The sequence below is a fragment of the Paenibacillus sp. EZ-K15 genome (genome assembly GCF_002573715.1).
Taxonomy (GTDB): domain Bacteria; phylum Bacillota; class Bacilli; order Paenibacillales; family Paenibacillaceae; genus Paenibacillus_AQ.
Genome location: NZ_PDHM01000026.1, coordinates 62,511 through 75,113, shown reverse-complemented (window position 1 = coordinate 75,113; position 12,603 = coordinate 62,511). Strand labels below are relative to the sequence as shown.

The 12,603-nt window shown below is 48.9% G+C and carries 14 protein-coding genes and 1 pseudogene; 13 read left to right on the top strand and 2 right to left on the bottom strand.

The annotated features are described in order from the left end of the window. Positions 1 to 136 precede the first annotated feature (136 nt). Positions 137 to 847, bottom strand: coding sequence for an SRPBCC family protein (locus CRG97_RS29780; RefSeq protein WP_098749126.1), 711 nt, complete (start codon positions 845 to 847; stop codon positions 137 to 139). 2 nt (positions 848 to 849) lie between these two features. Beyond that, positions 850 to 1,158: a metalloregulator ArsR/SmtB family transcription factor gene (locus CRG97_RS29775; protein WP_098749125.1), complete on the bottom strand. Its 309-nt coding sequence runs from the start codon at positions 1,156 to 1,158 to the stop codon at positions 850 to 852. Between the two features lie 183 nt (positions 1,159 to 1,341). Here CRG97_RS29775 and CRG97_RS29770 point away from each other — a divergent pair, with 183 nt between their 5' ends. From CRG97_RS29770 to mcsB, 13 genes and pseudogenes are all read left to right on the top strand, one after another. Then, on the top strand, positions 1,342 to 2,379 hold the full coding sequence (locus tag CRG97_RS29770) for an ABC transporter ATP-binding protein (RefSeq protein WP_098749124.1): 1,038 nt from the start codon (positions 1,342 to 1,344) through the stop codon (positions 2,377 to 2,379). After that, positions 2,372 to 3,130, top strand: coding sequence for an ABC transporter permease (locus CRG97_RS29765; protein ID WP_098749123.1), 759 nt, complete (start codon positions 2,372 to 2,374; stop codon positions 3,128 to 3,130). Before CRG97_RS29770 ends, CRG97_RS29765 begins: the two co-directional genes overlap by 8 nt. 45 nt (positions 3,131 to 3,175) lie before the next feature. After that, entirely contained in the window at positions 3,176 to 3,541 is a 366-nt protein-coding gene (locus tag CRG97_RS29760) for a GntR family transcriptional regulator (protein WP_076326254.1), read from the top strand. A gap of 23 nt (positions 3,542 to 3,564) precedes the next feature. Then, entirely contained in the window at positions 3,565 to 4,266 is a 702-nt protein-coding gene (locus CRG97_RS29755) for an ABC transporter ATP-binding protein (RefSeq protein ID WP_202619021.1), read from the top strand. Then, positions 4,263 to 5,009, top strand: a complete 747-nt coding sequence (locus CRG97_RS29750) for a hypothetical protein (protein ID WP_098749121.1) — start codon at positions 4,263 to 4,265, stop codon at positions 5,007 to 5,009. Before CRG97_RS29755 ends, CRG97_RS29750 begins: the two co-directional genes overlap by 4 nt. A gap of 356 nt (positions 5,010 to 5,365) precedes the next feature. Further along, positions 5,366 to 6,469, top strand: coding sequence for an amidohydrolase/deacetylase family metallohydrolase (locus CRG97_RS29745; RefSeq protein ID WP_202619022.1), 1,104 nt, complete (start codon positions 5,366 to 5,368; stop codon positions 6,467 to 6,469). Continuing rightward, entirely contained in the window at positions 6,447 to 7,550 is a 1,104-nt protein-coding gene (locus CRG97_RS29740) for a DgaE family pyridoxal phosphate-dependent ammonia lyase (protein WP_098749119.1), read from the top strand. Before CRG97_RS29745 ends, CRG97_RS29740 begins: the two co-directional genes overlap by 23 nt. Before the next feature lies 1 nt (position 7,551). Then, positions 7,552 to 8,307, top strand: a complete 756-nt coding sequence (dagF, locus tag CRG97_RS29735; RefSeq protein ID WP_098749118.1) for a 2-dehydro-3-deoxy-phosphogluconate aldolase — start codon at positions 7,552 to 7,554, stop codon at positions 8,305 to 8,307. Continuing rightward, on the top strand, positions 8,300 to 9,316 hold the full coding sequence (locus CRG97_RS29730; protein ID WP_098749117.1) for a sugar kinase: 1,017 nt from the start codon (positions 8,300 to 8,302) through the stop codon (positions 9,314 to 9,316). Before dagF ends, CRG97_RS29730 begins: the two co-directional genes overlap by 8 nt. Before the next feature lie 8 nt (positions 9,317 to 9,324). Continuing rightward, positions 9,325 to 10,041: a GntR family transcriptional regulator gene (locus tag CRG97_RS29725; RefSeq protein ID WP_098749116.1), complete on the top strand. Its 717-nt coding sequence runs from the start codon at positions 9,325 to 9,327 to the stop codon at positions 10,039 to 10,041. Between the two features lie 358 nt (positions 10,042 to 10,399). Further along, complete coding sequence (locus CRG97_RS29720) at positions 10,400 to 10,861, top strand: CtsR family transcriptional regulator (protein ID WP_006212959.1); 462 nt, start codon at positions 10,400 to 10,402, stop codon at positions 10,859 to 10,861. A 24-nt stretch (positions 10,862 to 10,885) separates the two neighbouring features. Beyond that, on the top strand, positions 10,886 to 11,410 hold the full coding sequence (gene mcsA, locus CRG97_RS29715; RefSeq protein ID WP_098749115.1) for a protein-arginine kinase activator protein McsA: 525 nt from the start codon (positions 10,886 to 10,888) through the stop codon (positions 11,408 to 11,410). Positions 11,411 to 11,448: 38 nt separating this feature from the next. Continuing rightward, positions 11,449 to 12,512, top strand: a pseudogene (mcsB, locus tag CRG97_RS29710) (protein-arginine kinase McsB). Positions 12,513 to 12,603 lie beyond the last annotated feature (91 nt).

Here is a 12,603-nt window from a genome sequence, read left to right as displayed (position 1 = left end):
CTTGGACCGAAGGGTCCCGGGAGAGTAGGACGTCGCCAAGCGAACAACCATAAAGACCGTTATCGAGTAATCGATAGCGGTCTTTTCCTATATGCAGATAATTTGAACTACTTCATTACTTACTGCAATTCATGACTTATGTTTCAACCACGACCCGCTGTCCATAAGGCAGCACCGTAAGCGTAGCGCTGCTGGGTTCGCCATGTCGGACGAACTCGATGACAACCTCCTCGCCAGGCTGCATCGATGTGACCTTATCCTCAAGCTCATCATAGCTCCGAATGACCTGGCCAGCCGCTCTTGAAATGATATCGCCTTCCTCAACGACACCGTCTGCTGGTGTATGGGGAAACACCTCAATGACTTTGACGCCCTCTATACCGTCACGGCGGTATGTATAATGGTTCATGCCGATCCAGCTGGACCAGAAAATGGACCGAATATCTTGGTCCGTCTCCAGCACGCTCTTCATATTCCGCATGAATCGGCATGTACTAAAGGCCATGTTATCCATCATCATATACTCTCGCTCATTGGACCATGATCCCGTGTACTCGATGCGGACCAAGGTTCCCTCGGTATGTGGTTCAATGGTCCAAATAGTAAGTTCCTGGTCCTCTCCCATGAGCGTGAGTTTTCTGTAAGGGATAAGTTCCTCAATCGTACCAACATAGGATACGCCCCAGCCGTAATCAAGAGCGACTTGACCGCCGACCTTCAGGTCGATCTCACAATGGCGAGTCTCCCATTGATTGCGTTCTTGCGGATCGGTCAATGCTTTCCATACACGATCGGGTGTTGTATGGATGAGAATCTCCCGCTGAACATGGTTAAAAATAGAGTCCATACCTATGATTCCTCCTCAAGATATTGTTTAAGTCTGCTTAACTTATTCTCCAGAATAGAGCCAAGCTCTTGTTGAAGTTCCACATACCCGCGCTGAAAAGTCGGGGTATTCAATCGGTAGTAGCAATACTTGCCTTCTCTTCGCTCTAGTAACAGCTCCTCTTCCAGCAAGATAGCAAGATGCTTTTTTACAGCCGGCTGTGAGATATGGAATGACTTCACGATCTCCAACTGAGGGAGCTCTCGATGAGCGACCATATTTAGGATTTTTCTTCGGATGGGATCTGAAACGGCGCGGTACATATCACTCATGATTGGAGTCCCCCCATCTCTTTTAAATATAACCTTTTGGTTATATGAATTAATTAAGCATAATTATCCAACGGTTGGATGTCAATACGAAATATTAAACAAAAAAATTGGGCTTTACAGAACCGAGACACTAGTGTACTATTTAACTATGACACCGATACAAGAAGGAGTGAATGAAAAACCATGAATAGGAACGCATCAAATGAGGCAACAACCAATATAGAGAATGCCGTAACAGATTTAAAGAACGGAGTACACGCTTCAGCCTCCACAGAGAGGAAGAATGCCAAGCAAGGTCCAGTCGTTCTGACCGTTGAACAAGTCACCAAAACGATTGGAAAGAAGAACATCGTCGATGGACTTTCCTTTGACATTCATCGCGGCGAAATCGTTGGTTTGCTTGGGCCGAACGGCGCAGGCAAAACAACAACCATTCGGATGATTGTAGGGTTGATTGAGATGACACATGGCGATGTACAGGTGAAAGGACACAGTATCAAGAAAGACTTCGTTCAAGCCGTTCGCCATATCGGGGGCATTATCGAGAACCCGGAATTTTACCCTTATATGAGCGGTTATGACAACCTGAGACAGTACCAGCGAATGTCCGAGGGTGTGACTATCACGAGAATCATGGAGGTTGTCAAGCTGGTTGGGCTTCAGGATGCCATACACAAGAAGGTGCGTGCTTATTCCCTGGGGATGCGCCAACGGCTTGGAATAGCGCAGGCCTTGCTGCATAATCCATCCATCCTCATTCTTGACGAGCCGACAAACGGCCTGGATCCAGCCGGTATCCGCGAGATGCGGGATTACTTGAAGCAAATCGCCAAAGACGAGGGAATTGCCATTCTTGTATCCAGTCACCTGCTGTCGGAAATGGAACTGATGTGCAGCCGTGTGGTCGTTATCCAGGAAGGTAAACTCGTAACCGAGCGTTCGATCGGGGGTCCAGTCGTTAATGAAGAGTTAACCACGGTAAGCTTCCGCGTGAATGACGTGGCTATGGCCGAGCAAACGATTAGACACTTGCAAAACATCACATTGCTCAACACTCAAATGGAGGAAGGAACCATTACCCTTCAACTTCATGAAGAAGATATTCCTGGGTTGATCCAGTCACTGTGTGATGCACGGGTACGGATTTACCGGGTGGAAGAGATCAAATCGTCACTTGAAGAAGAATTCTTAAAATGGACAGGAGGCAACCGCATTGCGTAGCTTTGGAAATCTCGTCTGGAATGAATGGCTCAAAATGTTTAAGAAACGCAGCTTCTTTCTGCCATATGCGCTTTTAGCCGGGATGGTGATCTTCATGGCATTCTTGCTCTATAAGTTTTCCGGTGGGGGCAGTACCGGTTATGAATTTGCCGAGATAGCTGTAACAACCAAGGGAATGGGGCAAGTGCTGACCCTGCTTGCCATTGTCGTGACGGCAGGAGCCGTAGCGAAGGAGCACAGCATGGGAACGATCAAATTGCTGCTCATACGTGCACAGAGCCGCACCAAGATTTTGGCATCGAAATATGTTGCCGTATTGATTTACACCTTTACACTGGTGGCCTTCATGTTTGCTGTAGCCGTGCTGGCTGGTCAAATTACGTTCGGCATGGATGTCGGCTCCGTTACGCTTGGCGATGTGCTCATTGGAGCAGTGAACAACCTGGTGTATACGATCGTTTATGTAACGCTAACCTTTATGGTAGGCATTCTAACGAAATCCACCGGTCCTGCAATCGGCATCGGCATGTTCATGGTCATTATGGAAAGTATGGTGGTACAGCTGCTTGCGCGTTACTCCTGGTCCAAATATCTGCTGTTTCTGAACGTGGATCTTTCCATGTACAACGGAGGCGCAAGCTCCCCGATTCCGGGCATGAGTTTAACATTCTCAATGATTGTGCTCGCTGTATATCTCCTCTTGTTTCTTGCGATAGGCTTTGTTACGTTTAAAAAACGGGATGTCGCATAAGGGACCTGAGTTCGAGGTAGAGCGGCGGAAAGGAGCAACCCGACAGTGAGTATAGAATTCGACAATAATCTGCCGATCTATTTACAGATCATGACGTATTTAAAGAAAGAAATCATCATCGGTAAACTGCAGCCCGGTGATAAAATCCCATCGGTTCGAGAATTAGCGAGTGAGCTTCAAATAAATCCAAACACGGTGCAGCGAACTTTTCAGGAATTGGAGCGTGAGGGTATTGTGGAGACACGGAGAGGATTGGGCCGATACGTGACAAGCGAGGAATCCAAAATTATGGAAATCAAAAAAGAAATGGCCGGCGATCTGCTGGAACGCTTTATTCGCGGTATGCAGGAGCTTGGCTTTAAAGATCAGGACATCATATCGATCGTGGAAGATGCTGTGAAGCAGCCATGATCCATAGTGGAGGTGAAATCACGGTGGAGAATCTGTTACAGGTAAGGAACGTGACCAAAACATATGCCGGTGGCCGCAGAGCGTTACAGGATGTCAATCTGGATATCAGCGGTGGAAAAATCATTGGTTTGCTGGGCACCAACGGCAGCGGAAAGAGTACGCTCATGAAGATTGCGGCTGGGTTGATCCAGCCGACAAAGGGCGGCGCTTACGTGAAGGGCAAGCCGGTCGGTCTGGAAACCAAAGCCATCGTTTCCTTTATGCCGGACCGGCCCGTGACGGAATCCTGGATGAAGGTATCGGATGCGGTGGCATATTTTAAAGATTTTTATGAGGACTTTAATGTGGAGAAAGCCCGCAACATGCTGGAATTCATGAATTTAAAGACCCAAGACCGCATCAGTTCCTTGTCCAAAGGAATGAATGAGCGCCTGCAGTTAACACTGGCCTTGTCCCGTGAAGCCCAACTGTATATGCTGGATGAGCCGATTGGCGGAGTGGATCCGGTAGCCCGGGGCAAAATTTTGGATGCGATTGTTGAATTCTACAATGAGGATAGCAGCATTATCATTTCAACCCATTTGGTCCGGGATATTGAGCGGATATTTGATGAAGTGATCTTTATTCAGGGCGGCGAAGTTGTCATGCATGACGAAGTTGAGAACATCCGCCTAAAACACGGAAAAAGCGTGGATGAGATGTTTAAAGAGGTGTATGCGGAATGATGAAACTGTTCAAATACGACTGGAAGAGAAATTCGACTACGCTGCTCGGCGCCTTCGCGATCCTTCTCATCGTTCAGATAGCGATCACCGTAACGGGCTCTATAAAAGATTGGGAGCTTGGAGTAAAGTTGGCTTTAAGCATGCTGGCTTATGGCTCTGTGAGTGTTCTGCTTCTTGTAGTCACTGGCAAGAACTTCGGCTATAACATAAAGGCATATCACCGGCGTTTACTCCCCGTACGTTCCGTGTGGAATGTGGTTTCATCACTTTTACTTGCATGTGTAAGCTTGCTGGCACTTGGCATATTGATGGCTCTGCATTTATGGTACTACTGGAGCTCAGCCGGCATTTGGGAAAATATCAATTTCGCTGATATTCCCGTTTCGTATTATGTCGGGTTTGCCCTGCTGATGGTATGGAAATTCATCTATTTGATGATTGCGATATTTTTTGCAATTACCGTGTCCAGGAGCATCACGAAGAAGGGCAGTACATGGATCGGCATTCTGGTGTTCTTCGTATTGCAATACGTTCTTGGCTGGCTTAGCCAAGTACTTTTCGGAGATGAGGCAGCGTGGGTCGGCCCTATGGCTAACATTTCATTTTTTGAGAAAGAAGCAGACATTACGGTGTCGACAATGCAATATACATTAGCATGGGGGGGACTTGCTTTTGAAGTGATCATGGCCGCCTTGATCTTGTATGCAACGGTTTACCTCATTGACCGGAAGGTTGAGGTTTAACCAAAAAGAGTACTTGGAAATCCGGAAGATGAATGAAGAAGGTCTAGACTATAGAACGAACAAAGAGACTGCCTATCGAGGGCAGTTTTTTTGCATATGGAAGGAGATAACACGGGGAAAACAGAACTAGAACCATACCCATACCCGTACTGAGCAAGAGCGCAGCGCTTCATTGCATCATTCTAAGATAGTAATAAATATAGAAACAGGATTTAAACATTATAACGTTATATTCACGTAACGCATGTTCTGTGCTATGCTATAATCACGACACTCAACTTATACAATGTAAACCGACGGGATAAGAGGATCTAAGGCTGGTCCGGCAAGGCTGAAGGAGTGAAGCTATGAAGATATTGGAACAGCGTTTTATTATACGCAATGTAAAGACGGTGCATGAGGATAAACCTTTTGACATTGTCATGGAGAACGGGTTCATAACCGAAATAACGGATGCGAACACGGCACACGGTGCCAACAGTTTTGATGGTACGGGACTATATGTGTCCAGCGGCTGGATCGATATGCATGTCCATGCGGTCGCTAAGTTGGAGCCTTACGGAGATGCCATCGACGAGATAGGCGTAAAGCAAGGGGTTGCCACCATTATCGACGCAGGGAGCTGTGGTGCGGATACAATTGGAGAACTGGCAGCCGAGGTTGCAAGGTCCAAGACGAATGTGTTTGCTTTTTTGAATATTTCCCATATCGGTCTGCAGCGGGTCGACGAGTTGTCTAGTCTGGAATGGATCGATGCCGAGAAGGCAACAAAGGCGGTTTGCACGTATCCAGATCTGATCATTGGACTCAAGGCCAGAATCAGCAAAAGCGTAGTCAAGGACAATGGGGTAGAGCCGCTTCGTCTTGCAAGAAAAATATCAGGAAAAACGTCGCTGCCGCTGATGGTACATATCGGGTCAGGGCCACCGCCGATTGAGGAAGTATTGGAACTGCTTCAGAAGGACGACATTATCACTCATTATTTAAATGGGAAGGCCAACAATTTATTTGATTCGGACGGAAAGCCGATTCCTGCCCTGGTGGAAGCGATAGCTCGCGGCGTTCATCTGGATGTGGGCCATGGAACGGCGAGCTTCTCGTTCTTGGTGGCAGAGTATGCCAAAACCCAAGGGATTAAACCTGACACGATCAGCACCGATATCTATCGCGGGAATCGCATCAATGGCCCGGTGTACAGCCTGGCTAATGTCCTGACGAAGTTCCTTTATTTGGGATACAGCTTGCAGGAGGTGATCTCAGCGGTAACGGACCATGCAGCAGGATGGCTGCGCCGTCCGGAGCTTGGCCGAATCCAAGTCGGCGATGCTGCTCACCTGACACTGTTTGCGATACAGCAGGGGGCTATGAGTTTAACGGATTCCGAAGGGGAGACCCGGATCGCTGATCGATATATCGAAGCCAGAGGAGTGGTAGTCAATGGATCATTCATTACATGCTAAATATGGGTTGAAGCGCGTAGTTAATGCAAGCGGGCGCATGAGTATTCTTGGCGTATCGGCACCGACGGATACCGTCATGGAATCGATGCGGATCGGTGGGCAGAGTTACGTGGAAATCGCGGATCTGGTTGATAAAGCAGGCGATTACATGGCGCGAATTCTCGGTTCCGAGGCAGCGGTCGTTGTCAATTCCGCTTCCAGCGGTATCGCTCTTTCCGTGGCTGGAATCGTCACCGAAGGCAATCGCAGGCGCAGTGACCGATTACACCAGGAGCCAATCGCGAAGAACGAGATTATCATGTTTAAGGGACATAACGTGCAATATGGGGCACCTGTTGAAACGATGGTTTATCTCGGAGGTGGCAAGGTCGTTGAAGTCGGGTATGCCAACGAAGGGCGTAAGGAGCATATCGCGGAAGCGATAAATGAGCGTACTGCCGCCATTTTGTACGTGAAATCTCATCACTGCGTGCAGAAAAATATGATCTCGGTGGAAGAAGCGGCAGAAGTGGCTCAGGCGCATGGACTTCCGCTAATCATTGATGCTGCAGCTGAAGAGGATATCCAGAAATATGTGAAATACGGGGACCTGGCCATATACAGCGGATCCAAGGCAATTGAAGGTCCGACCTCCGGTATTGTCGGCGGCAAACGTCAATATGTGGAGTGGGTGAAAGCACAGCTTCATGGTATTGGGCGCAGTATGAAGGTCGGCAAGGAAACAACGTTTGGATTGCTTCAGGCGCTGGACGAGTATATGGTGAAGGAAGATAAGAGTGAGCAGGAGAAAGCGGCGCTGGAGGAAATGAAGTCCTTATCGAAATTGCCAGGCATTGAGGTAACCATTGTTCAGGACGAAGCGGGAAGGGCGATCTTCCGGGGTCGCGTGAAAGTCGATGAACATGCGGCCGGGGTTAGTGCGAAGTCCATGAACGATCAGCTTCGCGAAGGCGATATTGCCGTTTACATCAGGGATTACGGCGTTCGCCAGGGATACTTTGATATCGATCCTCGCTCGCTTTCCGGGGATGATTTGCAAGTCATTATAACGAGAATACAACAGATTGCAGGGGGGAACTAAGATGGCAAATATGGAGAAACGTCTTTACAGAAATCGCGCGGCACTGAACGTACTTGCAGGCAGCATTCAGAATGCGAAGGAAATTTTTGAAGCTGCGGAAGGGCATGTGGTGGTCGGCGTATTGTCCAAAAATTATCCAAACGCGCAAGAGGCCGTTATTGCGATGAAGGAGTACGGCGCCGTTATCGAAGATGCGGTATCGATCGGATTGGGTGCCGGCGATAATCGTCAAGCTGCAGTGGTAGCCGAGATTGTGAAGAGCTACCCAGGCACGCATATCAATCAGGTGTTCCCAGCAGTTGGTGCTACACGTGCCAATCTGGATGGCAAAGAAAGCTGGATTAACAGCCTTGTGTCTCCTTCAGGACAAGTGGGCTACGTGAATATCTCAACTGGACCGGTGAGCGCCGCAGGATCACACAAAGCCATCGTACCTGTAAAAGCGGCCATCGCGCTTGTGCGCGACATGGGTGGAAACGCACTGAAGTACTTCCCGATGCAAGGCCTGGAGCTGGAGGATGAGTACCGGGCGGTAGCGAAGGCATGTGCGGAGGAAGGATTCGCGCTTGAACCTACAGGCGGGATTGATAAAGAGAATTTTGAAGCGATCGTGCGCATCGCATTCGAAGCGGGAGTGCAGCAGGTCATCCCGCACGTGTACTCTTCGATTATCGACTCGGCCAGCGGAGATACGATCATTAGCGATGTTCAAGAGCTGCACCGCAAGCTAAAAGCGCTGGTTGATCAATATGCCTAAGTCGATTGCCGCATATGGCGAAGTGATGATGCGTCTTCAAGTACCGGGATATGCTTCCTTGGCTCAAGAGAGCCATCTGAATTACTCCTTTTCCGGCACGGGTGTAAACATCGCCTCGGCTGTGGCAAGGTTCGGTCATAACGGATATCTGGTCAGTACGCTGCCGGATAACCCGCTTGGCGAAGCGGCGATTTCCTACCTGCGCAAGCTTGGCATCGACACTTCGCTCATTAGCCGCGGAGGCAAATATGTCGGCATGTACTTTTTGGAGAATGGCTTTGGTGTAAGGCCCGGACGTGTAACTTATACGGACCGACTGGGCAGCAGCTTTAATACGGCGGAGGATGCCATGTACGATTTCGGTGCAATTGCCGAAAAGATTGACATGGTCCATTTTTGCGGTATTACCCTTTCCATGAACGATACGGTACGGGGCCAAATGAAGACACTGGCTCGTGAAGTTAAGAAAAACGGCGGAACCGTTGTGTTCGATTGCAATTATCGTCCCTCTTTATGGGGGGCGGACCGCTACGAGTTTGCCAAGCCGCACTATGAGGAAATGCTGTCTTTAGCGGATATCGTCTTTATGAATGAGAAAGATGCCATCTATATCCTTGGCATGGAGACAACTCGGGTGGATCAGAACGAACAGCTGCAGGAGTTGATCCCGCAGGTGGCAGCGAAGTATAATATTACGGTTGCGTCGGGTACCCACCGCAAGATCAACGGGGATAACACTCATTCCCTGCAGGGCTATCTCTACACGGATGGAACGTTTCATTTTTCCAAAACCTTGACGTTTTCCGTCCATGACCGTATCGGCGCGGGTGATGCCTACGCCAGCGGGGTGATTCACGGGATCTCGGAGGGATACGAACCGAATCGGACGGTTGATTTCGCCGCAGCTGCGGCGATGCTTGCCCATACCGTAACAGGGGATACGCCGACGGCGAACGAACGCGAAGTGCTTCAGGCAATGAGTCATCATATGTCTGACGTGGAAAGGTAGGAGGAAGCATGTCGATCACGCGGAAGAACGGTCCGTTATACTTGCAAATCAAGAAGATCATAAAAGATCGGATTCTGCATGGGGAATATCCACTTGGCTCCCATATTCCTTCCGAGCCGCAGCTGGAACAGGAATTTAACGTTAGCAAAATGACGGTCCGCAATGCGATCCAGGAGTTGTATCAGGAAGGGTATGTAGAGAAGCGGAGCGGGGTAGGAACGATTGTGACCCGGAACACTTCCTTCTCCAAGCTTTCCAAAGGCAAGCTGTTCACCGAGATTCTGGTCGAAGAAGGACACCAAATTCGGAAACGCCATCTGAAGACGGAATGGGTGCTCAATGAGCCGGATAGTGAATTGTTCTTAAAATTCGGGGAGCGGTGCCTGCTTATTGAACGTTTGTATTTACTGGACGGGAGCCCTTTCATTTACTACACCCACTATGTGTCATCCCAAGTGGATATGGGTGAAGAGTTCGGTTCCACCGAACTGCCGTCTCTGTATGACCGCATCGAGGAGAGTCAAATTACGCTGGAGAATTTCCGCGACCGATTCCTGGCGACCGTGGCAAATGAGGAGATTGCCTCCTTGCTTGATGTAAGTATAGGCACGCCGTTACTGAAGCGGCTCAGATCCTCTTATGACGGGACAGGCAGCATCATTGAATACAGCATCGGCTATTACAATACGGAATTACAGCACTATTTGATAAGTTATGACGCTTAAAGATGTAGACGATACAGGAGCACGATATGGAGAAGTGGCCTTGAGACCGGTTTTGACCCGGCATGAAGGCTGCTTCTTTTTTTGCCCTTGTATGAATTGTTCTTGGGAAAGAGGCTATAAGCGGTCAAAGAACTGGGTACAATAAGAATAACTGCAAAGCGCGATAAATTGAGAAGTACCCTCTTGGCAAAATGAAAAAATGTGCTATAATGAGATCAAAGTCAAAGAAAGTCAAAGTCAACGAGAGGGTTCGCTGATTTTGATTATGGTTAAAATTAACGTATAAGCAAGGCTCTGTGCGGACGTGTAAGATCACTATCCGTCTTAACGTTTCAAACAGTGGAGGATGAACAGACCAATGCGTAATATCTCTGATATTATCGAACAATACCTGAAGAGCATACTGCAGGAAAGTCCGGAGGGTACCGTTGAAATTCAACGCAACGATCTGGCGGAGCAATTTTCTTGTGTTCCTTCCCAGATCAACTACGTGATCAGCACACGGTTCACGCTGGAGAAGGGCTTTCTTGTCGAGAGCAAGCGCGGCGGGGGCGGGTACATACGCATCCAGCGTATCGAGCTTCCCCAGCATACTGCACTCCAGCAGCATCTTCATCATACCATCGGCAGCATGATTGATCAGACGGTGGCTGAAGGATTGATTTACCAGCTGGAGGAATCCCGGTTTTTAACGAGGCGGGAGGCCAGCCTGATGCGGGCCGCCATTTCGAGGGAGTGCCTGAATGTAAAGCTTCCTTATCGGGATGAGCTGCGCGCAAGGATTATGAAGGCGATGCTTATTTCTTTATTAGGTAAGTGAGTCTGTGTAAGGAGGCATCGGATTATGTTATGCCAAGAATGCGGTAAACGGCCGGCGACACTTCATTTCACCAAAATTGTGAACGGGGAGAAAACGGAGTTTCATTTTTGTGAAACCTGTGCCCGTGAAAAAGGGGAATTGATCCCCGGCACGTCGAATGGTTTTTCTATACACAGTTTGCTGTCAGGTCTTCTGGATCTGGATCCTTCAGGCAAGGGCCAGAGCCCCGGTGCAAAAATGGCTCAGACGCTGCAATGCGAAGAATGCGGCATGACGTATTCCCAGTTCAGCAAGCTTGGCCGGTTCGGCTGCAGCTCGTGTTATAAATATTTCTCGGATCGCTTGGATCCATTGTTTAAGCGAGTCCATGGGGGGACCTCCCATGTCGGCAAAGTGCCGAAGCGTACGGGTGGTCGGATTCAGATCAAACGCCAAATCGATGAGCTTAAGAAGGAGCTTCAAATTCGGATCGTGCAGGAGGAGTTTGAAACGGCTGCCGAGATCCGGGACCAAATCCGTGAGCTAGAGCGAAATATGGCTCAGGGATAAGATTGTAAGATTTTGCACTTTAGTAGGAGGAATGCGTGATGTCTAATCTCCGGTTTACCGATTCGGCGCTGAGCGAGTGGATGCGCGGGAACGGTCAGGATTCCGACATTGTCATCAGCACCCGTGTCAGGGTGGCGCGCAATCTGCAGCATCTTCCTTTCCCGCTGCTGGCAACGGATCAGCAGTCAGGAGAAGTGCTAGAGCGCCTGACGGATGTATTGAAGAATAAGAACGATTTGCAGGATTTCGGGGATTTGCATGTAATTAAATTAAGTGAGATTGATGAGCTGGATAAGAAGGTTCTTGTTGAGAAGCATCTAATCAGTCCCAATCTGGCGAATGAATCCCGAAACGGTGCAGTCATCCTTACTGAAGATGAATCCGTCAGCATTATGATCAATGAAGAGGATCACCTGCGCATCCAGTGTTTATATCCCGGATTTCAGGTTCGCGAGGCATGGGCACGTGCGACGGCGCTGGATGATGTTTTTGAATCCGAGATCGATTATGCGTTTGATGACAAGCGAGGTTATCTTACAAGCTGTCCGACCAATGTCGGCACTGGCCTTCGCGCATCGGTCATGATGCATTTGCCCGCTCTTGTTATGACACAACAGATTAACCGGATCCTCTCGGCTGTATCGCAGGTAGGCTTGACGGTAAGAGGGATTTACGGTGAAGGCAGCGAAGCGTTAGGCAACCTGTTTCAAATCTCGAATCAGATTACGCTCGGTCAAACCGAGTCGGAGATCATTGAGAATCTTCACAGCGTTGCCCTGCAAATCATCGAGCATGAGAAGAATGCCAGAGCCCGGCTCTTGGGTGAATCCAAGCTTCGGATTACGGATCGGGTTATGCGCTCCTATGGCATACTGTCTTATGCGGCAGTGATGGATTCCAAGGAAGCAGCCCAGCGTTTATCCGATGTTCGGCTTGGTGTGGATCTCGGCCTCCTGGAAGGCCCGGAAATCCGGTCATGAATGAACTGAATGTGAAGACACAGCCGGGCTTTCTGCAGAAGACCTATGGAGAGGGTATGACTCCTTCCGAACGCGACATGTACAGGGCTAAGCTAATCAGAGAAACATTGGGTAACCATTAAGGATCTATACTCGTTTTACAGTTGGATGACGGTGTAAGCGTCCTGTAGTTGACGATACACCGAAATCCGCGAGGTTCAATATATTAATTGA

Bases quoted from the DNA above. Each gene is read 5' to 3' on its own strand.
- CRG97_RS29740 (WP_098749119.1), top strand. From the start codon at position 6,447: ATGGATCATTCATTACATGCTAAATATGGGTTGAAGCGCGTAGTTAAT.
- CRG97_RS29725 (WP_098749116.1), top strand. From the start codon at position 9,325: ATGTCGATCACGCGGAAGAACGGTCCGTTATACTTGCAAATCAAGAAG.
- CRG97_RS29730 (WP_098749117.1), top strand. From the start codon at position 8,300: ATGCCTAAGTCGATTGCCGCATATGGCGAAGTGATGATGCGTCTTCAA.
- CRG97_RS29780 (WP_098749126.1), bottom strand. From the start codon at position 847: ATGGACTCTATTTTTAACCATGTTCAGCGGGAGATTCTCATCCATACA.
- mcsA (WP_098749115.1), top strand. From the start codon at position 10,886: ATGTTATGCCAAGAATGCGGTAAACGGCCGGCGACACTTCATTTCACC.
- CRG97_RS29770 (WP_098749124.1), top strand. From the start codon at position 1,342: ATGAATAGGAACGCATCAAATGAGGCAACAACCAATATAGAGAATGCC.
- dagF (WP_098749118.1), top strand. From the start codon at position 7,552: ATGGCAAATATGGAGAAACGTCTTTACAGAAATCGCGCGGCACTGAAC.
- CRG97_RS29775 (WP_098749125.1), bottom strand. From the start codon at position 1,158: ATGAGTGATATGTACCGCGCCGTTTCAGATCCCATCCGAAGAAAAATC.
- CRG97_RS29720 (WP_006212959.1), top strand. From the start codon at position 10,400: ATGCGTAATATCTCTGATATTATCGAACAATACCTGAAGAGCATACTG.
- CRG97_RS29750 (WP_098749121.1), top strand. From the start codon at position 4,263: ATGATGAAACTGTTCAAATACGACTGGAAGAGAAATTCGACTACGCTG.